General features: G+C 60.8%; 18 protein-coding genes. 14 read left to right on the top strand and 4 right to left on the bottom strand.

The genetic code is table 11. The features are described from left to right. The first annotated feature begins 290 nt into the window (after positions 1 to 290). The 3 genes from sppA to AC13QY_RS16790 all read left to right on the top strand — a co-directional run bounded on the left by sppA (position 291) and on the right by AC13QY_RS16790 (position 2,082). Positions 291 to 1,247, top strand: coding sequence for a signal peptide peptidase SppA (sppA, locus tag AC13QY_RS16800; RefSeq protein ID WP_113351324.1), 957 nt, complete (start codon positions 291 to 293; stop codon positions 1,245 to 1,247). 26 nt (positions 1,248 to 1,273) lie between these two features. Then, positions 1,274 to 1,582 carry an integration host factor subunit beta gene (locus AC13QY_RS16795; protein WP_015338608.1) on the top strand — a complete coding sequence of 103 codons (309 nt, stop codon included), beginning with the start codon at positions 1,274 to 1,276 and terminating at the stop codon, positions 1,580 to 1,582. Positions 1,583 to 1,749: 167 nt separating this feature from the next. After that, entirely contained in the window at positions 1,750 to 2,082 is a 333-nt protein-coding gene (locus AC13QY_RS16790) for a LapA family protein (protein WP_069611376.1), read from the top strand. Here AC13QY_RS16790 and AC13QY_RS16785 read toward each other — a convergent pair. Together AC13QY_RS16785 and AC13QY_RS16780 are read right to left on the bottom strand one after the other, a co-directional pair. Then, entirely contained in the window at positions 2,074 to 2,532 is a 459-nt protein-coding gene (locus AC13QY_RS16785) for a GNAT family N-acetyltransferase (RefSeq protein WP_113351323.1), read from the bottom strand. The genes AC13QY_RS16790 and AC13QY_RS16785 overlap by 9 nt on opposite strands. A gap of 36 nt (positions 2,533 to 2,568) precedes the next feature. Continuing rightward, on the bottom strand, positions 2,569 to 3,021 hold the full coding sequence (locus tag AC13QY_RS16780; protein ID WP_113329981.1) for an SRPBCC family protein: 453 nt from the start codon (positions 3,019 to 3,021) through the stop codon (positions 2,569 to 2,571). A 115-nt stretch (positions 3,022 to 3,136) separates the two neighbouring features. On the opposite strand from AC13QY_RS16780, the gene AC13QY_RS16775 reads away from it, so the two are divergent. The 5 genes from AC13QY_RS16775 (at position 3,137) to olsB (ending at position 9,087) form a co-directional block, all read left to right on the top strand. After that, positions 3,137 to 4,264 (top strand): class I SAM-dependent methyltransferase, encoded by a 1,128-nt coding sequence (locus tag AC13QY_RS16775; protein ID WP_269245559.1) that lies wholly within the window; start codon positions 3,137 to 3,139, stop codon positions 4,262 to 4,264. Beyond that, positions 4,261 to 5,121 (top strand): TrmH family RNA methyltransferase, encoded by an 861-nt coding sequence (locus AC13QY_RS16770; RefSeq protein ID WP_113351321.1) that lies wholly within the window; start codon positions 4,261 to 4,263, stop codon positions 5,119 to 5,121. Before AC13QY_RS16775 ends, AC13QY_RS16770 begins: the two co-directional genes overlap by 4 nt. Next, positions 5,118 to 5,636, top strand: a complete 519-nt coding sequence (gene lspA / locus AC13QY_RS16765) for a signal peptidase II (protein WP_069611144.1) — start codon at positions 5,118 to 5,120, stop codon at positions 5,634 to 5,636. Before AC13QY_RS16770 ends, lspA begins: the two co-directional genes overlap by 4 nt. Positions 5,637 to 5,691: 55 nt before the next feature. Next, a complete protein-coding gene (locus tag AC13QY_RS16760; RefSeq protein WP_113351320.1) occupies positions 5,692 to 7,977 on the top strand; it encodes a PAS domain-containing hybrid sensor histidine kinase/response regulator in 2,286 nt (761 codons plus the stop codon). A gap of 231 nt (positions 7,978 to 8,208) precedes the next feature. Next, positions 8,209 to 9,087: a l-ornithine N(alpha)-acyltransferase gene (olsB, locus tag AC13QY_RS16755; RefSeq protein WP_113329985.1), complete on the top strand. Its 879-nt coding sequence runs from the start codon at positions 8,209 to 8,211 to the stop codon at positions 9,085 to 9,087. A gap of 6 nt (positions 9,088 to 9,093) precedes the next feature. On the opposite strand, the gene AC13QY_RS16750 is transcribed toward olsB, so the two are convergent. Together AC13QY_RS16750 and AC13QY_RS16745 are read right to left on the bottom strand one after the other, a co-directional pair. Then, the gene (locus tag AC13QY_RS16750; protein ID WP_113351319.1) at positions 9,094 to 10,503 is read right to left on the bottom strand and encodes an adenylate/guanylate cyclase domain-containing protein; all 1,410 of its coding nucleotides are present in this window, start codon (positions 10,501 to 10,503) and stop codon (positions 9,094 to 9,096) included. Between the two features lie 77 nt (positions 10,504 to 10,580). Further along, positions 10,581 to 12,869 (bottom strand): NADP-dependent malic enzyme, encoded by a 2,289-nt coding sequence (locus AC13QY_RS16745; RefSeq protein ID WP_113351318.1) that lies wholly within the window; start codon positions 12,867 to 12,869, stop codon positions 10,581 to 10,583. Between the two features lie 197 nt (positions 12,870 to 13,066). Between AC13QY_RS16745 and mutS the strand changes: the two genes are divergently transcribed. The 6 genes from mutS (at position 13,067) to trpS (ending at position 22,400) form a co-directional block, all read left to right on the top strand. Further along, positions 13,067 to 15,724, top strand: a complete 2,658-nt coding sequence (gene mutS, locus AC13QY_RS16740; RefSeq protein ID WP_371864872.1) for a DNA mismatch repair protein MutS — start codon at positions 13,067 to 13,069, stop codon at positions 15,722 to 15,724. Between the two features lie 28 nt (positions 15,725 to 15,752). Beyond that, positions 15,753 to 16,046 (top strand): hypothetical protein, encoded by a 294-nt coding sequence (locus tag AC13QY_RS16735; protein WP_092714992.1) that lies wholly within the window; start codon positions 15,753 to 15,755, stop codon positions 16,044 to 16,046. 158 nt (positions 16,047 to 16,204) lie between these two features. Further along, positions 16,205 to 19,120, top strand: a complete 2,916-nt coding sequence (locus AC13QY_RS16730) for a [protein-PII] uridylyltransferase (RefSeq protein WP_113351316.1) — start codon at positions 16,205 to 16,207, stop codon at positions 19,118 to 19,120. Continuing rightward, positions 19,117 to 20,718 (top strand): murein biosynthesis integral membrane protein MurJ, encoded by a 1,602-nt coding sequence (gene murJ / locus AC13QY_RS16725; RefSeq protein WP_113329991.1) that lies wholly within the window; start codon positions 19,117 to 19,119, stop codon positions 20,716 to 20,718. The genes AC13QY_RS16730 and murJ overlap by 4 nt, the downstream gene beginning before the upstream one ends. Positions 20,719 to 20,832: 114 nt before the next feature. Further along, positions 20,833 to 21,225, top strand: a complete 393-nt coding sequence (locus AC13QY_RS16720) for a VOC family protein (RefSeq protein ID WP_113351315.1) — start codon at positions 20,833 to 20,835, stop codon at positions 21,223 to 21,225. Positions 21,226 to 21,335: 110 nt separating this feature from the next. Beyond that, entirely contained in the window at positions 21,336 to 22,400 is a 1,065-nt protein-coding gene (gene trpS / locus AC13QY_RS16715) for a tryptophan--tRNA ligase (protein ID WP_112722011.1), read from the top strand. The last annotated feature ends 10 nt before the right edge of the window (positions 22,401 to 22,410 follow it).

Below are 22,410 nucleotides of genomic sequence, written 5' to 3'. Positions count from 1 at the left end.
CATTCACGCTATGCGAGGCTGTGCCAAAAAGCCTATCGGATCGTTTCGCATTATTGCACTGGCTTGCCAATATGGATTTTTTCCTGCTGTAGGCGAATTTTAGCAGAAAAATATACCATAAGCCGGTTTCATCAGGTCGGGCGATGTCCTATCTCATGAACCAGCAGAGCGGCGTCCGTCGACGACATCGAAAACGGGAAACGCTTTTCTCTAAGGATTGTGCCCGTTTCAAGGTGTCATACATCCGGTTTGTGGCGCTTTCAATTTGTTGCAGGGAGAAATAAGGCGTGATGGACAGTTCTGCAATCGCGGATCGGCGACAATTGCGCCGCAAGGTTGGTTTCTGGCGCATTGTTGCCGTTTTGCTCCTTGTGGCATTGGGTTTTGCGCTTTATCGCTTTGTTTCGGCCGACCTGCCGGATGCGCGGGGCCCGCAGATCGCCCGCGTCAAGATTTCCGGGCTCATTCAGGATGATCCGGAGCTGCTGGAGCGGCTGAAGAAGATCCGCGACAATGATCAGGTCAAGGCGCTGATCGTGTCGATCTCTTCGACCGGCGGAACGACCTATGGCGGCGAACGCATCTTCAAGGCAATCCGCGCCGTCGCCGCCAAGAAGCCGGTCGTATCGGACATCCGCACCGTCGCAGCTTCTGCCGGCTACATGATAGCGACAGCCGGCGATGATATCGTTGCGGGCGATACCTCCATCACCGGGTCGATCGGCGTCATCTTCCAGTATCCGCAGGTCAAGGACCTGCTCGACAAGGTCGGCGTTTCGCTCGATGAGATCAAGTCGGCACCGCTGAAGGCCGAACCGTCGCCCTTCCATCCTGCCAGCGAAGACGCCAAGAACATGATCCGCAACATGGTCATGGATAGCTATGGCTGGTTCGTCGATCTGGTGGCGGATCGCCGCAAGCTGTCGCGCGACGAAGTGCTGAAGCTTGCCGACGGCAGCATCTTCACCGGCCGCCAGGCGCTTCAGAACAAGCTGATCGACACACTCGGCGGCGAGGACGAAATCCTCGCCTATCTCGAAACGCGCAAGGTCAAGAAGGATCTGCCGATCGTCGATTGGAAGCCGGAAGACAAAACTTCGTCCTTCTTTTGGCCGGGTGCCGCTTCCTGGTTGCTAAATCGTCTCGGTTATGATGATTTTATTAAAGGAGAGAGTCTCCAGAAAATCATGACCGATAAGTTGTTTCTTGACGGCCTGCTTTCTGTTTGGCAGGGTGCAGCCAATTGATAAATCAATGATTTAAGGGGATAGCTGTGATCAAGTCGGAACTGGTGCAGATTGTTGCCGCCCGCAACCCGCATCTCTATCACCGCGACGTCGAAAATATCGTCAATGCTGTCTTGGATGAGATCACCGATGCGCTCGCAGCGGGAAACCGGGTTGAGCTTCGCGGCTTCGGTGCTTTTTCCGTCAAAAACCGGCCTTCACGCTCCGGTCGCAACCCGCGCACCGGCGATACGGTCTTCGTCGAAGAAAAATGGGTTCCCTTCTTCAAGACCGGCAAGGAATTGCGCGAGCGCCTGAATCCGGGCGCCGGCGACGATGAGGAAGACGACAACTGATCGGGCCAGTCCGGTCGAGTTTCCCCAAATGCGCCGACGGAAATAGTTGTCGGACATGATTGTGCCGCGACGCGGTGGCACTTGAATTCAGCCGCCTCTTTTCTATTCTGCGGCTGAAGGCGGCTTGGGTGCGGGACATCCATGGCCGCGGACAAAGGAGCTGCGCAATGGCCAAGAAGATCGTCAATCTGCTGATATTGCTGCCGCTCGGCATCATCCTCATCATATTCTGCGTCGCCAACAGGCAATCCGTGACATTGGCCCTCAATCCGTTCCGACCGGAAGATCAGGTGCTGTCGCTGAATGCGCCGCTGTTCGTTTTGCTATTTGTGGCGCTGATCCTCGGTATGATCGTCGGGGCCGCGGTCACCTGGTTCAATCAGGGAAAGCATCGCAAACGTGCCCGCAATCAGTCGCGGGAAGCGGTGCGCTGGCAGGCCGAAGCCGATAAGCATCGCACGCGTGCCGAAGAAATCGCCGGGCAGCTGCCGTCAAAGTGACGTGAAGTCGGCGAGCCGCATCTCTTTATAGTCGCCCTCCGGCGAGGCGCCGTCGCCGACGATCTCGAAGCCGAGCCTCCTATAAAAGGCCATGGCGCGGATGTTTTTGACCAGGCATTTCAGCCGGTAGCGACGCCGAGGCCAATCCGGCAGGCCGGCAAGCAGTGCCTTGCCGACGCCGCGGCCCTGGAAGGCCGGTAGAACATACAGCATATGGATGAAGTCATCCGGCTCCCAGACTGCGGCAAAGCCGGCAATTACACCATGCCCGTCCTCGCAGACGAACAGGCGTTCGCCATTGGTATGAATGGCGAAATCCTCGAGGGCGAAATGGCCGGGATCGACCCATAGGAACGTTTCGCGACGGACACGGAGATAGATCTCCGCAAGCTGCTGCATGTCCCGTTCGCGTGCAGGCCGGACGGCCCAGGTCTCGAATTTCGATGTCATGATCGACTATATGGGGCCGAAATATTCCGCTGGCAATCAGGCGCTCGCCTGGCCGTTGATGGCAGCGGTGAAATCGGCGAAAAACTGCTGCGCCAGCTTCTTGGCGCTGGAATCGACCAGGCGGGAGCCAAGCTGCGCGATCTTGCCGCCGACCTGCGCCTTCGCCTCATATTGCAGGATGGTCTCGTTGCCGTCTTCCTTGAGTATGACGTCCGCGCCGCCCTTGGCAAAGCCGGCAATGCCGCCCTTTCCTTCTCCCGAGATCGTATAGCTTTCCGGCGCATTGATGTTGGAAAGCTTGACCTCGCCGTTGAAGGAAGCCGAAACGGGGCCGATCTTCAGCTTGACGGTTGCCGTCAGCTCCGTCGGGGAGACCCAGTCGAGGCTTTGACAGCCGGGAATGCATTGTTTGAGGATTTCGGAATTGTTCAGCGCAGCCCAAACGGCGTCTCTGGGTGCTGCGATCCGTTCCTCACCGGTCATGTCCATGCACAATCCTCCCAATGTGACATTTTGTGCATGGATCATCGCAGATCGGAAAGCGCTTTGCCAAGTGGCGGCCAGATGCTATTTGCACGCACATATCAATTTTGAGATAAGCATGGTGAAACATAGGGAAAGCCGGCCCGGCCAGAAAAATACGGGCGGCCTTGGGGCGAAACCCCGGCGTGACATGCCCGGCAAGCCGCCGGCAAAGCCCGCGCATGCTTCAAGGCCAGCCAAGCCTCCGCGCGATCATGGCGAGCGTGTTGCCGAGTCGCGTTCTGCAGCACCTGCCGTCGCCGCGCCGGAACGCCCGCTGATCGCCCGAACCGGTGAGCGTCCGCCGGAGCGCGTGCCAGTTATCCTGGAATCGCTCGGTGCCGGTGATTTCCACCTGATCGACAGCGGCAATGGCCTCAAGCTCGAGCAATACGGTCCCTACCGCATCGTCCGGCCTGAGGCACAGGCGCTGTGGCCGCCGTCGCTTGCCGCGCATATCTGGGATAATGCCGATGCGATCTTCACCGGCGATACCGATGAGGACGGCATGGGCCGCTGGCGTTTTCCGCGCGAGGCGCTCGGCGAGACATGGCCGCTGCAATTGCTCGGTGTCGATTTTCTCGGTCGCTTCACCGCATTTCGCCATGTCGGCGTCTTCCCGGAGCAGATCGTGCACTGGGCATGGATGAAGGAGCAGGTCGAGGCGGCGCAACGGCCACTGAAGGTCCTGAATCTATTCGGCTACACCGGCGTCGCCTCCCTGGTGGCGGCTGCTGCCGGGGCTGAAGTGACGCATGTTGACGCTTCGAAGAAGGCGATCGGCTGGGCGCGCGAAAACCAGGCTTTGGGCCGCATGGAAAAACTGCCGATCCGCTGGATCTGCGAGGATGCGATGAAGTTCATCCTGCGCGAGGAGCGGCGCGGCAACAAATACGACATCATTCTCACCGACCCGCCGAAGTTCGGCCGCGGCCCGAATGGCGAGGTCTGGCATCTGTTCGAACACTTGCCGCTGATGCTCGATATCTGCCGCGAGATCCTGTCGCCGAAGGCGCTCGGCCTGGTGCTGACGGCCTATTCCATCCGAGCCAGCTTCTATTCTATACATGAGCTGATGCGCGAGACGATGCGCGGTGCCGGCGGCGCCGTCGAATCCGGCGAACTCGTCATCCGCGAGGCCGGCCTCGATGGCCGCACGCCGGGCAGGGCGCTTTCCACCTCTCTCTTCAGCCGCTGGGTGCCGAAATGAACCAGGATTTTCGTAGTGACGGCCCGCGCAAGGTCGGACAGGTCAAAGAGGTTACCTCGCTTGCCAATCCGATCGTCAAGGATATCAAGGCGCTGACGGTCAAGAAGTCTCGCGAGGAAAGCGGCGCCTTCCTGGCCGAAGGACTGAAGCTCGTCATCGATGCGCTCGAGCTCGGCTGGACGATCCGCACGCTTGTTTACGCCAAGGCCGCCAAGGGCAAGCCTCTCGTCGAACAGGTCGCCGCCAAGACGGTCGCGGCCGGCGGGCTGGTGCTGGAGGTCAGCGAAAAGGTCATTGGCTCCATTACACGCCGCGACAATCCGCAGATGGTGGTCGGCGTCTTCGAGCAGCGCTGGCGGCCGCTTCGCGACGTCAAGCCGAAGGCGGGCGAGACCTGGGTGGCGCTCGATCGCGTGCGCGATCCCGGCAATCTCGGCACCATCATCCGCACTGCCGATGCGGCCGGCGCTTCCGGTGTCATCCTCGTCGGAGAAACGACCGATCCGTTTTCGCTGGAAACCGTGCGTGCCACCATGGGCTCGGTCTTTGCCGTTCCTGTCGTTAAAGCGACGCCGGAGGAGTTTCTGATCTGGAAGAAGACGGCCGGTGTCGCTGTCGTCGCCACCCATCTGGCGGGCGCCGTCGATTACCGCACCATCGATTACAAGAAGAAGCCCGTCGTCATCCTGATGGGTAACGAGCAGTCCGGCTTGCCGGATGCCCTGGCGAAAGAGGCCGACGCGCTCGCCCGTATCCCGCAGGCCGGCCGCGCGGATAGCCTCAATCTGGCGGTCGCGACGGCAGTCATGCTGTTCGAAGCACGCCGCCATATCCTGACCCTGAGCGAGACCCGATGACCGATAGCGAGACCCATGAGCAGCCGACTGCAAAGCCGGCCCTGTTTTCACGGCCCCTGCCGATCCTGATCTTCATCGTGGTTGCGGTCATTCTCGACCAGGCCATCAAGATTATGGTGGATCATTGGCTGCCGCTGCAGGAGATGGTGCCGGTCATTCCGATGCTGGCGCTCTATCGCACCTATAATCTAGGCGTGGCCTTCTCCATGCTTTCGGGCATGGACGGCTGGTTCATCGTCGGGATGCGGCTCGTCATCGTCGCCTTCGTGCTGTGGCTCTGGCGGCGCACGCCCGATCATCGCTGGCTCGCGCATATGGGCTTTGCCCTGATCATTGCCGGCGCGCTCGGCAATCTGCTTGATCGCTTTCTCTACGGTCACGTGATCGATTATATCCTGTTTCATACGCAGACATGGTCTTTCGCGGTTTTCAATCTTGCCGACAGTTTCATCACCGTCGGGGCAGGCTGCGTCATTCTCGACGAGCTTCTGATGCCCAAAAAGGCAAAAGTTTAAAATTCTAGCGAATCCCTGAAGGCATCAGGAAGAATGCCCATGTTAGCCAGACTGCATGAGCACTCTGGCAGATTTGCAGGAAAAGCTTGCCGCGGCGGCAGTTCACGATCAAACGGGACCGATCGATGGGTCGGCCGCCGACGAGTCGTCGCTTGCAAAATCGACCGTATCGCGTGAGGCAGGCCGGCACTCGGCGCCGCCTGCGCAAGCCTGGTGGCTGCAAAGCCATTGGCTGAATGGTGGCGGTCTTGTGGCCGGGGCCGCCTTTCTCGCGATCGGCTTCGCCGGAGGTCCTCTGGTGCTTTTAGGCTTTCTTGGCCTCGCAGCCCTTGCGCTGGCAGCCGTCGGCATCGTCAAAACGCGAGGCGCTGCGCGCGAGCCCGAGATTGACGCTGCTGATTTCAGCGAGAGCGATCACGATCGCCTATGGGAGCACAAGGAAAGCACCAGCCTCCTTGCCACCGTCCACGATGCGCTTGGCGACATCGCGGTCACGCGCAGTATCGATCGCCGGATTCTGCACGCCAACGCCACCTTCAGCAGATTGACCGGAAGGTCGCACCCCGAAGGCCTGACGCTGGAAGAAGCTGGCCTCGTATTCCGTGCCGTCACCGATGCGAAGCATCAGGATGCGGAAATCGCGACACCCGAGGGCCGGCGCATCTTCGCCTGGCACGATGTCATGTTCCGCGATGCGACGACCGGGCAATTATGCATACAGAGCATCGCGCGCGACGTGACGGAGGAGCGGCAGGCAGCCCGCCTGCGCGAAGACGCGAGATTGAAGGCCGAATATAACAGCGCTGCCAAATCCCGGCTGCTCGCTACCGTCAGCCATGAGATCCGCACGCCGCTGTCGGGCATTCTCGGCATGAACCATCTGCTTGCCCAGACGCCGCTGACCCTGGAGCAGGCAAATTACCTGACGGGCATTCGTCAGTCGGGTCACGCGCTGGTGCAGCTGGTCGAAGATCTCCTTGATTTCTCCACGATCGAAGTCGGTCGCTTCCAGTTGCATCCGCGCACGGAGGCTTTGCGGCCGCTGCTGGAAGGCGTCATCGAGATGCTTGCGCATCGAGCCCATGAGAAGGGCATCGAAATTGCCGCGAGCGTTGCGGCCGACGTTCCCGAGAGCATGGAATTCGATCCAGCCCGGCTGCGCCAGATCCTGTTCAACGTCATCGGCAATGCGGTGAAGTTCACCCAGACCGGCGGTGTGCTTGTCAGTGTCGACCTCAACGGCCCGGATTTGACGATATCGGTGCGCGATAGCGGTCCCGGCATGACCGAAGAAGAACAGGCCCGCGTCTTCGGCGAATTCGAGCAGGCCGGCACCACGGTGGAAAGAAGCGCCGGCACCGGCCTTGGCCTTGCAATCTCCGCCCGCATCCTGCGCGAATTCGGCGGCGGGCTCAGCGTTGCCAGCGAGCGCGGCGAGGGCAGCGAATTCGTCATCTCCTTCCCGGTCGGCCTGATTGCCGGCGAAGACGGATACGATCGGCGCAATACCATGCTTAGGGGATCTCGTATCCTGCTGCTGGCTCCCCAAGGGGCGGCAAGCACGGCCATCATGCGAACCATCCAGACCCTTGGCGGCCATTGCCGGCTGATCGGCCCGGGCGACATGGATGACCTGCTGCCTTCGTTTCCGATGGGCGAGGGCGGGGTCTGGACGGATCTCATCGTCGACCATCGCATGGCGCCCTGGTACTTCAGCGAGGGAAATGCGCTTGCGGTGCCAAGGCTGCGCAAGATCTTCCTGGTCAATCCCGAGGAGCGCAACACCCATCCGCTCGACCTTTTCGACGCCTGGCTCATCCGGCCGCTGCGCGAACAGTCGCTGATCGATGTGCTGAGAGGCCGCATGCGCGGTATGGAAAAGCGCGAAGCCTTGATCGAGGCAGTCTCCGAGATCGGCATAACGACACCAGAGTCGGAAGACCGCGCGCTCGATATTCTGCTGGGTGAGGATGACCCGGTCAATGCGATGCTGGTCCGGGCCATGCTCTCCAAGGCTGGCCACAGGGTTCGCCTCGTCGAGGATTTCGATGGTCTTCGAGCCCGCACCGAAGACGGCGAAGCGCGGCCGGAGGTGCTGGTGACGGATTTCAACATGCCGGGCGGTACGGGTGCGGCTGTGCTTGCGCAATTGCGCGCTCATGAGCGCAGGCATGGCCTGCCGCCGCTTCCGATCATAGTGCTGACCGCGGACAGCCGCGATTCGATACGTCGTCAGGCACTGTTGGCCGGAGCCGATGCCGTCATCGTCAAGCCGGTCGATCCCGAAAAGCTGACGGCCGCGCTACGCGGCCTGTCGAGATCGGTCTTCGAACGCGCCTAGAAATCATCGGCTATCTGCGGATGAAAATTGCAAAGCCGGCTCATCAATGCTTGATAGCGGCGGTTGACATGGCTCAACTTATGGCAATCGTCCTCGCTAAGTTGGGGATGGCGCGTCCATTCGAAAAATTGCAACGGGCACGGTTCTTGCTTTTAGCCAAGCTGCGTGTCACTTTCCTGTCGCACGAATTTGGTTTATGGCGCTATATCGGCCCGCAGGGGGAGAATCGCCATGTCCATCGAAATTTTGAATCGCGAAGCTCAGGGCGAAATGGTTCAGTCTTCAAAGGCAACGGTTGAGCCAGTTGCCAGCGATGTGCTTGGACGCATCGGAAATCTCGAAACGCGCCTTGCCCGCACGGCGCGCGAAATCGATGCCGCTCAGGCCGTCCGCTACCGCGTTTTCGTCGAAGAGATGAACGCGCAACTGCCGGCTGACGCCATGCGTCGTCAGCGTGATGTCGACAGCTGGGACGACATTTGCGACCATCTTCTGGTGCTGGACCGCTCGCTTGAGGGCGATCCGGAAGACCAGATCGTCGGCACCTATCGCCTGCTGCGCCAGGAAGTGGCCATGGCCAATGGCGGCTTCTATTCCTCATCGGAATTTGACATCGATGCGCTGCTCGCCCGTCATCCCGATAAGCGCTTCATGGAGCTCGGCCGTTCCTGCGTGCTGCCGGATTACCGCAACAAGCGTACGGTGGAACTGCTCTGGCAGGGCAATTGGGCCTATGCGCTGAAGCATGGCATGGGCGCCATGTTCGGTTGCGCATCCTTCCCGGGCATTCTGCCGGAGCAGCATGCGCTGGCGCTTTCCTTCCTCTATCACAATGTTCTCGCCAAGGACGAATGGGCCGTCGGTGCGCTGCCATCGCTGGCACGCAACATGGATCTGATGCCGGTCGAGGCCGTCAATCCGAAGAAGGCGCTGATGTCGCTGCCGCCCTTGATCAAGGGCTATCTGCGTCTCGGCGCCATGGTCGGCTCGACCGCCGTGGTCGATCAGGCCTTCAACACGACGGACGTTCTGATCGTCCTGCCGATCGCCAGCATTTCCAACCGCTACGTGAATTATTACGGCGCGGATGCCGGTCGCTTCGCCAGCTGAGGACTATCAAGGGATCGCGAAAATATCGATCGCATCCGTGATGCCGCGCAGCGCGACATGATGCGATTGCGGCGTGAGGCCGCGCCTTGTCATCAGTTCGGCAGCGCGAGGATGATCGAGCACCGAGCTGGTGGCGAAGATCTCGCGTGACGTGGCGAGGTGCTGGACGCGGGATGCGATATTGACCGTCTGCCCGAAATAATCCTGTCGTTCGTTCAGGCTCACGGCGATGCACGGCCCCTCATGGATGCCGATTTTCAGGAGAAGGTCGTCGTTGCCGCGCTCTTCGTTGAGGTTGAGCATGGCCTCTCGCATCCGCATCGCCGCAGTGAGCGCCCGGTCCGGGGTCGGGAAGGTTGCCATGACCGCATCGCCGATCGTCTTGACGACCGCGCCCGCCTCTGCCGCCACGATCTCATGCAGGATGCCGAAATGCGTTTTGACCAGATCGAAGGCCGCAAGATCGCCAACCCTTTCGTATAATTCCGTCGAACCGCGCAGGTCGGTGAACAGAAAGGTCAGGCTGGTGATCTTCAGCCGCTGATCGATGTCAATCGTGTCCGTCCGATAGATGTCACGGAAGGTCTGGTTGGAAAGCAGGCGCTTGGCGGTCAGAAATGGCCGGCGTTGTCCAAGCAGCGTGTGAAGAGCGTCGTTGGCCACGCAGATCGATGGCAGCACGCGAAGGTCCGTGTGGTTCTCCATCTGGACGCGTAGCGGGCCGGGCCGCAATTCTATGGCCTCGCTATGGCGATGCATGCGATCGAAAACGAGCGAGAGAGCCTGCCGCTCCTTCGATGGTTCTCCCTTCACGTCGAGGAATTGCGCCGCATGCGTGACCGGCTCGAAGATGATGGTGAATTCCGCCGGCAATTGAAGCGATATGACCGCTTTCTCGCCCGGCGGCAGTTCCAGGGATTCCAAAACGAACTGATCGACTTTTTCTTCGTAACCCTCGTCGGGAAGGTCGATACCTGAGCCCCAATAAATCTGGCGGAAATATTCGAGCGGCGGCAGGTCGTGCGGATTGTGCGCTTCTATGTGGCGCACGCGTGGACTGACGGTGAAGGTGACTTCGACCATCTCGTCGAGCGTCGGCTCGTATCCGGCGGCGCAAAGCGTGCAGTTATAGGTATCGCTCTGCACAGTTTTGAGTGAAGTATTAGCATCCAACACTCCGCCGCAGCCGGGGCAAAGAACATTCCACGACATCTCGAACAGGCCGAGGCGCGAGGCGTGCAGAAAGGCATTGACGGCCTGTTCTTCATCGAAGCCGTGGCCTGCCGCAAAGGCGAGCGCATTCACACGGTTGAGCTTGCGGTCGGGTGCCTCAAGAACGAGCCGCTCGATAGCATCGACAATGTCAGGCTGCGCTGAATGGCGCAGCACTCCGAACAGGACCTGAGCTTCACTCATCCCCCTATTTTACACCGAATTGATACGGCAGCCCATCACCTTTGTTGGGTCGCCGGCTCAGTCTTATGGGGTAGTGGTTACGAGCCCGCGCCATAAGCCGCGATGGCGGCCATGTTGACGATATCGGAATCCTTGGCGCCCATCGATGTGATCTGCACCGGCTTGTCGAGACCTACGAGCAGCGGCCCGATGACCGTGGAGCCGCCGAGCTCCTGCAGCATCTTGGTGGAGATCGCCGCAGAGTGGAAGGCGGGCATGACAAGCACGTTTGCCGGTCCGGAAAGCCGCGAGAAGGGATAGAGGCTTTCCATGAGCTTGCGGTCAAGCGCCACGTCGGCCGCCATTTCGCCGTCGAATTCAAAGTTGACGTATCGCTTGTCGAGAATATTAACCGCTTCACGCACCCGCTCGGAACGTTCGCCTGGGGGATGGCCGAAGGTGGAATAAGCGAGCATGGCGACGCGCGGCTCATAGCCCATGCGCCGGGCGAAGCCGGCAGCTTCCTCGGCGATATCGGCCAGTTCTTCGGAGGTCGGCATGTCATGCACGGCGGTATCGGCAACGAAGACGGTTCGGCCGCGGGCAAGCACGATCGATATGCCGATGACCCGGTGTCCCGGTTTGGCGTCGATGCAGCGGCGTACATCGCCGAGCGCAGTCGAATAGTTGCGCGTCACGCCCGTCACCATGCCGTCGGCATCGCCCAGTGCGACCATGCACGCGGCAAAATGATTGCGGTCGTTGTGGATCAGGCGCGTCACGTCACGATGCAGGTAGCCCTGGCGCTGCAGCCGGGCATAGAGATAATCGATATAGGCATCACCGCGCTTCGAGATGCGGGCATTGACGATCTCGAGGCCTGGGCGGTTGAGATCGATGCCGGCGCGCTCGGCGGTTGCCTGGATCAGATCCTCGCGGCCGAGCAGGATGGCGGTGCCAAGCCCCTGATTGGCGTAGGAGAGGGCGGCGCGCATGACCTGCTCTTCTTCCGCCTCGGCAAAGACGATGCGCTTCTGGTGCCGGCGGACACGCTCGTAGAGCTGTGCCAGTGTTGAGGCGATCGGATCGCGCCGGGCAGAGAGTTCGCGCGCATAGGCGGCCATGTCGGCAATTTCGCGGCGTGCGACGCCGCTCTCGATCGCGGCTTTTGCGACAGCCACCGGAATGGCCGAGATCAGGCGCGGGTCGAAGGGCACAGGGATGATGTACTGCGCGCCGAAGCGCGGCCGCGCGCCCTGATAGGCTGCCACGACATCGTCAGGCACGTCTTCGCGCGCAAGGCTCGCCAGCGCGTTGACGGCGGCGATCTTCATCTCGTCATTGATGGTCGTGGCGCGCACATCGAGCGCGCCGCGGAAGATATAGGGAAAGCCGAGAACGTTGTTGACCTGGTTCGGATAGTCCGAACGCCCCGTCGCCATGATGGCGTCGTCGCGGATGCGGGCGACTTCTTCCGGCGTGATTTCCGGATCGGGATTGGCCATGGCGAAAATGATCGGCCGGTCGGCCATAGAACGGATCATATCCTCGGAAAAGGCGCCCTTCTGCGACAGGCCGAACACGACGTCGGCGCCCTTCATTGCTTCCGCCAGCGTGCGCTTGTCGGTCTTGACGGCGTGTGCCGACTTCCACTGGTTCATGCCTTCGCTGCGACCCTGGTAGATCACGCCCTTGGTGTCGCAAAGGACGATGTTGTCCGGGGCGAAGCCCATCGACTTGATCAGCTCGATGCAGGCGATGGCGGCAGCGCCGGCGCCGTTGCAGACGAGCTTGGTGGTCTTCAGGTCGCGGCCGGTCAGCTCCAGCGCGTTGATGAGGCCGGCAGCGGCGATGATGGCGGTTCCGTGCTGGTCGTCATGGAACACGGGGATATCCATGAGCTCGCGCAGGCGCTGCTCGATGATGAAGCAGTCGGGTGCCTTAATATCTTCAAGATTGATGCCGCCGAAGGAGGGGCCGAGATAGCGCACGCAATTGATGAATTCGTCGACATTCTCGGTGTCGATCTCGAGATCGATCGAATCGACGTCGGCGAAGCGCTTGAACAGCACCGATTTGCCTTCCATGACCGGCTTGGAGGCGAGTGCGCCGAGATTGCCGAGGCCGAGAATGGCTGTGCCGTTCGAAATGACGGCGACCATGTTGCCGCGCGAAGTATAGTCGTAGGCGGTGGCCGGATCTGCAGCGATCGCCTTTACGGGAACGGCGACACCGGGCGAATAGGCAAGGGAAAGATCGCGTTGTGTCGCCATCGGCTTGGTCGGGTTGATCTCAAGCTTGCCGGGGCGCCCGTTCTTGTGGAAGTCCAGTGCTTCCTGATCGGTGATCCCCGTTCCTGGACGCGACTTGCTCTTGCTGTCAGCCATTGTTCCTCCAAACCTCCTGTGGGCGACCGGTCCCTCTTGTCCGATAGCTGTTGTCTTCTATAGCGGCGCGCGGATAGGGTGGCACCTCATTTTTTTGGAAAAACTGCACCTCCGTGAACGAACGTATTAACGCCAGCATCGATGCTTTCTCGGCCGCCGAGCTTGCCTCGGAGGAAAGCCGTGCCTCGGCCACTCCGATGATGGAGCAATATATCGAGATCAAGGCGAACAATCCCGGTTCGCTGCTGTTCTATCGCATGGGCGACTTCTACGAACTGTTCTTCGAAGACGCCATCGATGCGTCGCGTGCGCTCGGCATCACGCTGACGAAGCGCGGCCAGCACATGGGGCAGGACATCCCGATGTGCGGCGTTCCGGTTCACGCTGCCGATGATTATCTGCAGAAACTGATCGGTCTCGGCTTTCGCGTTGCTGTATGCGAGCAGGTGGAGGATCCTGCCGAAGCGAAAAAGCGCGGCGGCAAATCGGTGGTGCGGCGCGATGTCGTGCGCCTGGTGACGCCGGGTACGATCACCGAAGAAAAGCTGCTTTCGCCCTCGGAATCCAATTATCTGATGGCGCTCACCCGTATTCGCGGTGGCGCCGAGCCGCAGCTGGCGCTTGCCTGGATCGATATTTCGACAGGCGTCTTCCGTCTTGCAGAAACGGAGACGTCGCGGCTGCTCGCCGATATCCTGCGCATCGATCCGAGAGAACTGATCCTGCCGGATACGATGTTTCATGATCCGGAGCTGAAGCCCGTTTTCGATATCCTCGGCCGGACCGCTGTTCCGCAGCCGGCGGTGCTCTTCGACAGCGCCAGCGCCGAGGGACGGATCACGCGTTACTTCGGCGTGTCGACACTCGATGGTTTTGGCACGTTCAGCCGCGCCGAATTGGCTGCGGCTGCCGCTGCAATTGCCTATGTCGAAAAAACCCAGCTCGCCGAGCGGCCCCCGCTGGGATTGCCGGAGCGCGAAAGCGGCGCCTCGACACTTTTCATCGATCCCGCCACGCGTGCCAATCTCGAACTGGTTCGCACGCTCTCCGGCGATCGCAACGGTTCGCTGCTGAAGGCGATCGACCGTACCGTGACCGGCGGCGGTGCCCGCCTTCTTGCCGAGCGGCTGATGTCGCCGCTGACCGACCCTGCCCGTATCAACGAACGGTTGGATTCGATCGGCTTTCTGACCGAGGAGCCATCGCTCTGCAGCGATCTGCGTTCGGCATTGAAGCATGTGCCCGACATGCCGCGCGCCCTGTCGCGCCTTGCGCTCGATCGTGGCGGCCCGCGCGATCTCTGGGCGATCCGTCAGGGGCTGGCGGCGGCGGCCGATCTTGCCCGGCTTCTCGATGGCGCCTTGCTGCCGGAAGAGCTTGCCGCCGCACTGGACGGACTGAAAGCTTTACCGGCTGATCTCGAAGCCATGCTTGCGGCGAATCTTGCCGACGAGCTGCCCCTGCTGAAGCGCGACGGAGGTTTCCTGCGGGAAGGGGCGAATGCCGAGCTGGATGAAGTGCGGGCACTGCGCGACCAGTCGCGCCGCGTCATCGCCGGCCTGCAGCTGCAATATGCCGAGGAAACCGGCATCAAGTCGCTGAAGATCAAGCACAATAATGTGCTCGGCTACTTTATCGAGGTCACCGCCGGCAATGCCGGTCCGATGACGGACACCAGCGAAGCCAAGGCGCGCTTCATCCATCGCCAGACCATGGCGAATGCCATGCGCTTCACCACTACAGAACTTGCCGATCTTGAAAGCCGCATTGCCAATGCCGCCGACAAGGCGCTGGCGATCGAACTCGAGGCCTTCGACCGCATGGTTGCGGCCGTTGTGGCTGCTGCCGAGGCGATCAAGACCGGCGCCCGCGCGTTGTCGGTGATCGATGTCGCGGCGGGGCTTGCACTGCTTGCCGAGGAGCAGGCCTATTGCCGGCCCGTCGTCGACGGCAGCCGCATGTTCGCGATCGAAGGCGGCCGTCATCCAGTCGTCGAACAGGCGCTGCGCCGTCAGGCCGGCGGTCCGTTCGTCGCCAACAATTGCGATCTTTCGCCGAAAGCCGACGGCAAGGATGGCGCGATCTGGCTCCTGACCGGCCCGAACATGGGCGGTAAATCCACCTTCCTGCGCCAGAATGCTTTGATCGCTATTCTAGCGCAGATGGGCTCCTTCGTGCCCGCCGCTTCGGCCCATATCGGTATCGTCGACCGGCTCTTCTCGCGCGTCGGCGCTTCCGATGATCTTGCCCGTGGCCGCTCGACCTTCATGGTCGAGATGGTCGAGACGGCGGCGATCCTCAACCAGGCAACGGAACGCTCCCTCGTCATCCTCGACGAGATCGGTCGTGGCACCGCGACCTTCGACGGTCTTTCGATCGCATGGGCAGCCGTCGAGCATCTGCATGAAGCCAACCGATGCCGCGGTCTGTTCGCCACGCATTTCCACGAGCTGACCGTGCTCTCGGAAAAGCTCGGCCGGCTTTCCAATGCCACCATGCGCGTCAAGGAATGGGATGGCGATGTCATCTTCCTGCACGAGGTTGGGCCGGGGGCTGCCGATCGCTCCTACGGTATCCAGGTGGCGCGACTCGCCGGTCTGCCGGCTTCCGTTGTGGCGCGCGCCCGCGATGTCCTGACGCGGCTTGAAGATGCCGACCGCAAGAATCCGGCAAGCCAGCTCATTGATGATCTCCCCCTCTTCCAGGTGGCCGTCCGCCGGGAGGAAGCCGTTGGCCGGCGCGAGCCGTCCAAGGTTGAGGAACGGCTGAAAACGCTCGATCTTGACGATCTGACGCCGCGAGCCGCCCTGGATGTACTCTATGAACTGAAGAAAACGCTTACCAAGACCAGTTGACCGCAGGCGATATTCCAAAGGCAATATGATGTATCTCGAAGTTCTTCTCGCCGAAGTCCGCATTCTGGGTGAGCGCTTCTCTCCGATCGCCGCGCGCGGCAAGATCTGCGGCGAGGGCGAAGCCCCGGACTGTGAATCCGATCGGGGCCTGCTCGATATCACGCTGTCCTGCAGCCGCATTTCCGATATCTGCTCCAAGATCGCCAAGGCCGGTTATTGGGAATGCGAGCGCGAAATGGTGACGCAGATCGGCGCTCAATCGCGAAACATACTATATAGTTTGAACGAGCTCAGACGGGCACTTGAGCCGGCAAGGCCCTAAAACTGCCGATTTCTGCGTCGATGGCCGTCACGCTTCGTCAACCTTGGCCCGATAGAAATCTTGACGGATCATCGATTCGAGATGATCGGCTCCAGCTGGCTTTGGGGATGCGGGCGTAGAATGCCTGTGTCAATCGCTGGGCAAAGAGGCTATAGCGCATGCAGACGAAAAGACGGGCGCGCCGGCAACGGACCGCGGTCAGCGAAGAGAAAGCCGATCGGCAGAGCATGGAAACGCATCATATCGATTTTTCGACCATTCTCGATGTATCCGCGCTGAAGGCGGAGTGCGAGACCCTCACCAAACGCGGCCTGGATAAGAATGAAGAGCGCTCCGCACTGCTGGCGCTGTTGAAAAAGGCAAGCCAGGATGGACGGGAAGAAGCGCGGCGGTTGCTGATCGCCGACGGCAGCGGGCTTAATTGCGCGCACCGGATTTCCTGGCTGCAGGACCAGATCATCACCGTCCTCTACGATTTCACCGTCCATCACGTCTATCCGAAGCAGGCCGGCGCCTTCTCCGTCACCGCCGTCGGCGGCTATGGCCGCGATACGCTGGCGCCGGGCTCCGATATCGACCTTCTCTTCCTCTTCCGGCCGAAGCCGGAGAGCGAGACGCACAAGGCGGTCGAATTCATTCTCTATATGCTGTGGGACATGGGCTTCAAAGTCGGCCACGCCACGCGCACGGTCGAGGAGTGCATCCGAGAGGCCAAGTCCGACATGACGGTGCGCACCGCCATTCTCGAAACCCGCTATATCTGCGGCAACATCGCGCTGGAGCGCGAGCTGCAAGCCCGTTTCGACAAGGAGATCGTCACCAATACCGGCCCGGAATTCATCGCCGCCAAGCTCGCCGAGCGTGACGAGCGCCACCGCAAGGCGGGCGACACCCGCTATCTCGTCGAGCCCAACGTCAAGGAAGGCAAGGGTGGCCTGCGCGACCTGCACACGCTGTTCTGGATCTCGAAATATTACTATCACGTCCGCGATCCAGCCGAGCTGGTAAAGCTCGGCGTGCTCTCGAAACAGGAATATCGTCTCTTTGAGAAGGCCGAGGATTTCCTCTGGGCCGTGCGCTGCCATATGCATTTCCTGACCGGCAAGGCGGAAGAGCGGCTTTCCTTCGATATCCAGCGCGATATCGCCGCAGCCCTCGACTATAACGCCCGCCCGGGCCTTTCGGCCGTCGAGCGCTTCATGAAGCATTATTTCCTTGTCGCCAAGGATGTCGGCGATCTCACCCGCATCCTCTGCGCCGCACTGGAGGACCAGCAGGCGAAAGCCACGCCGGGGCTCACCGGCGTCATCAGCCGTTTTGCCAACCGCTCGCGCAAGATCCCCGGCACCGTCGAATTCGTCGAAGACCGCGGCCGCATCGCGCTTGCCAATCCCGATGTCTTCAAGCGCGATCCGGTCAGCCTTATCCGGCTGTTCTTCGTTGCCGATATCAATGGGCTGGAATTCCATCCGGACGCGTTGAAGCGCGTCACCCGCTCGCTGAACCTCATCGACAACGATCTGCGCGAGAACGAGGAGGCGAACCGGCTCTTCCTCTCCATCCTCACCTCGAAGCGCGATCCCGCACTCATCCTGCGCCGCATGAACGAGGCCGGCGTGCTCGGCCGCTTCATTCCGGAATTTGGCAAGATCGTCTCGATGATGCAGTTCAACATGTATCATCACTATACGGTGGACGAGCATCTGATCCGCGCCGTTGAGGTGCTATCGGAGATCGACAAGGGCAAGGCCGAGGATATCCATCCGCTGACCAACAAGCTGATGCCTGGCATCGAGGATCGCGACGCGCTCTATGTCGCCGTCCTGTTGCACGATATTGCCAAGGGCCGCGAGGAGGACCATTCGGAAGCCGGCGCCGCAGTTGCACGCAAGCTCTGCCCACGCTTTGGCCTTTCGCCCAAGCAGACGGAGCTGGTGGTCTGGCTGATCGCGGAACATCTGACCATGTCGATGGTCGCTCAGACGCGCGACCTGACCGACCGCAAGACCATTATCGATTTCGCCGACCGGGTGCAGTCGCTTGACCGGTTGAAGATGCTGCTGATCCTGACCGTCTGTGATATCCGCGCCGTTGGCCCCGGCGTCTGGAACGGCTGGAAAGGCCAACTGTTGCGCACGCTCTATTATGAAACCGAGCTGCTGCTGTCAGGAGGTTTCTCCGAAGTCTCGCGCAAGGAACGCGCCGAAGCCGCTGCCGAAGCGCTGGAACACGCACTCGCGGATTGGAGCCAGAAGGAGCGCAAGGCCTACGTCAAGCTGCACTATCAGCCCTATCTGCTGTCCGTGCCGCTGGAAGATCAGGTCCGCCATACGCAGTTCATGCGTGAATCCGACAAGGCGGGCAAAGTCCTCGCCACCATGGTGCGCACCGACAGCTTCCACGCCATCACCGAGATCACCGTGCTCTCGCCTGACCATCCGCGTCTTTTGACCGTGATTGCCGGCGCCTGCGCTGCTGCGGGCGCTAATATCGCCGATGCGCAGATCTTCACGACATCGGATGGCCGCGCGCTCGACACCATCCATGTCAGCCGCGAATTTCCTGATGATGCCGACGAACTGCGCCGCGCCGGCACCATCGGCAAGATGATCGAGGACGTGCTGGCCGGCCGCAAGCGGCTACCGGAGGTCATCGCGACGCGCACGAAGAACCGCCGCAAGAATAAGGCTTTCGTCATCCCGCCGTCGGTCATCATCACCAACAGCCTCTCCAACAAGTTCACGGTCATCGAGGTCGAATGCCTCGACCGCCCAGGCCTGCTGTCGGAAATCACGGCCGTTCTTTCGGACCTGTCTCTCGATATCCAGTCTGCGCGGATCACCACCTTCGGCGAAAAGGTCATCGATACCTTCTATGTCGCCGACCTGGTAGGCCAGAAGATTTCCAACGAGAACAGGCGAGCCTATATCACCGCCCGCCTGAAAGCCGTCATGGCCGGCGAAGAGGATGAAATGCGCGAGCGCATGCCCTCCGGCATCATCGCGCCCGCCGCCACGCGCGGCGTCGCCGTCGAAAAGTCAGACACTGAGAAGAAAGCCGGTTCAGCCGCATGAGCCTAGTCAAGAAATTCATCACGGTCGGTGGCGCGACGCTCGGCAGCCGCATCTTCGGCTTCGCCCGCGAAACGCTGATGGCCGCTGCCCTCGGCACCGGGCCGATGGCCGACGTCTTCTACGCCGCCTTCCGCTTTCCGAATCTCTTCCGCCGATTGTTTGCCGAAGGCGCCTTCAACGCCGCCTTCGTGCCGCTTTTTGCAAAAGAGATCGAGGCGAATGGCATCGACGGCGCCAAGCGGTTTTCCGAGGAAGTATTCGGCGTTCTCTTCTCGGTCCTGCTGTTGATCACTATCGTCATGGAACTAGCCATGCCGCTCCTGGTGCGTTGGGTCATCGCACCTGGTTTCGCCGACGATGCCGAGAAATTCGATCTGACGGTCCGGTTGGCCGCCGTGATGTTCCCTTATCTCATGTCGATGTCGCTGACGGCGATGATGAGCGGCATGCTGAACTCGCTGCATCATTTCTTCGCTGCCGCCGTGGCTCCGATCTTCCTAAACCTAGTGATGATCAGTGCGCTGTTCTATGCGATCTACTACGGCGCCGATCCGCTGAGCACAGCCTGGTACTTGTCCTGGTCGGTACTGGTGGCAGGCGTGCTGCAGCTGGCGGTCGTCTATATCGGCGTGCGTCATGCCGGCATCAGTATCGGTCTGCGCTTTCCGCGCTTCACGCCCAATGTCAAACGGCTCCTGCTTCTTGCGATCCCGGCGGCCATCACCGGCGGCGTCACTCAGATCAATCTGGTGATCGGCCAGGCAATTGCCTCGGGCAAGGAAGGCGCGATCGCCGCCCTGCAATATGCAGACCGCATCTACCAGTTGCCGCTCGGCGTCGTCGGCGTCGCGGTCGGAATCGTGCTTCTGCCGGAACTAGCCCGCTCGCTGAAATCAGGCCATATCAAGGAAGCTGCCAATATCCAGAACCGCTCGATCGAATTTGTGCTGTTCCTGACCCTGCCGGCCGCTATTGCCCTCTGGCTGCTCTCTGACGATATCATCCGCGTGCTTTACGAGCGCGGCGCCTTTAACTCGGAAAATACAAAGCTGGTCGGCTCCATCCTCGCAATCTTCGGCCTTGGCCTGCCGGCTTTCGTGCTGATTAAAGCACTGCAGCCCGGCTTTTATGCCCGCGAAGATACGAAATCGCCGATGCGCTACACGGCGGTCGCCGTCGCCGTCAATTCGGCGCTGTCCATCTTGCTTTTCCCGGTGCTGGCCGAACGCGGCATTGCGCTCGCTGAGGCGGTTGCCGGATGGCTGAACGCCGTGCAGCTCTTCGTCACACTCTATCGCCGCGGACATCTCGCCTGGGAATGGTCGCTGGCGCGCCGCACTGTGATGCTGCTCGTATCCTCCGCCGTCATGGGCGGCGTTATCGTATATTTGTCTGATCGCTGGGAGCCGCTTCTGGGGGGGAGCTCGTCGCTGCTCATCAAAACCGGCATCCTGGGCTTGCTCATATTGATTGCGATGGCGGTGTATTTCATTGTCGCCTTCCTGATCGGCGGCGTGGATTTGGGCATGGTACGCCGCAATTTGAAGCGCAAGCGGGCCGCGACCGCTCCAGATGCCGAGGTGGCGAACGGGGAATAACAAAGGCTCCTTCGCCTGATCGAACGGTGCGAGATTGAATCCGTTTTATAGGTTTTTATTTCGAGCCGAGAATCGTAGTTAATGCTGCGCGCCAGGAAATAACACGGAGTCCCCATGCCCCAATCTCTCTTCCTCGTCGCCCTCGTCGTCGATGACTATGATCGCGCGAAAGCCTTCTATTGCGATGCCCTCGGCTTCGAGTGCTTGGCCGACGAGGTGCAGCCGGAGGGCAAGCGCTGGGTCGTGGTCAGACCGAAAGGCACCGAGGGCGCCGCGCTATTGCTCGCCCAGGCCGCCAGCGACAGCCAGCGCGCGGCGATCGGCAACCAGACCGGTGGCCGCGTCGGCTTCTTCCTCAAGACCGATGATTTCGCCCGCGATCATGCAGCTATGAAGGCAAAGGGCGTGCATTTTCTGGAGGAACCGCGCCATGAAGTCTATGGTACGGTCGCGGTCTTTGCCGATCCCTACGGCAACACCTGGGACCTGATCCAGCATTCTTCCTGAGACTGCCCATATAACCTCTTGATCCCAACCTATCCGCCGTGCATAAGCCGCTCGAAACCAGGGGTCGAGAGCCACTCGCCCAGGCCCTCCACAAGCCTTTTGAGGACGACATGACCGAATTCAAGCCGCTCGTATTCTCGGGCGTTCAGCCCACCGGCAACCTCCACCTCGGCAACTATCTCGGCGCAATCCGCAAGTTCGTGGCCCTGCAGGCCAATAACGACTGCATCTACTGCGTCGTCGACATGCATGCGCTGACGGCGCAGCTGGTCCATGAGGACATGCCGAACCAGACGCGTTCGATCACCGCGGCCTTCCTTGCCGCCGGCATCGATCCGGAAAAGCACATCGTCTTCAATCAGTCGGCCGTGCCCGGCCATGCTGAGCTTGCCTGGATCTTTAACTGCGTCGCGCGCATCGGCTGGATGAACCGCATGACGCAGTTCAAGGACAAGGCGGGCAAGGACCGCGAACAGGCATCGCTTGGCCTTTACGCCTATCCGAGCCTGATGGCCGCGGACATTCTGCTCTATCGCGCCACCCATGTCCCGGTCGGCGACGACCAGAAGCAGCATCTGGAGCTGACCCGCGACATCGCCATGAAATTCAATCTGGACTACATGGAGCATATTCGCCGCACGGGCTACGGCATCGACATCACCGTCGGCGACGAGCCGGTGCATGCCTATTTCCCGATGGTCGAGCCGCTGATCGATGGCCCGGCGCCGCGCGTCATGTCGCTGCGTGACGGCACGAAGAAGATGTCGAAATCCGACGCATCGGACCTCTCGCGCATCAACCTGCTCGACGACGAGGAAAACATCTCGAAGAAGATCCGCAAGGCCAAGACCGATCCGGATGGCTTGCCGAGCGAAATCGCCGGTCTTGCCGGCCGGCCTGAAGCCGACAATCTGGTCGGCATCTATGCGGCGCTTGCCGACAAGTCGAAGGCTGACGTTCTCTCGGAATTCGGCGGTCAGCAATTCTCGGTCTTCAAGCCGGCGCTAGTCGATCTCGCCGTGCATGTGCTCTCGCCGATCACGATGGAAATGCGCCGCCTGATGGCCGACCCTGGCCATATCGACGCCGTTCTGCGCGATGGCAGCGCCCGTGCCCGCGCCCGCGCCGACGTGACCATGAAGCAGATTCGCGACATTATCGGCTTTCTCTATTGATGATATCGTC

The organism is Martinezella sp. CNPSo 3795, from assembly GCF_057784475.1.
The sequence above is the reverse complement of the archived record's forward strand: the minus strand, read 5'-3'. Positions and strand labels throughout refer to the sequence as shown.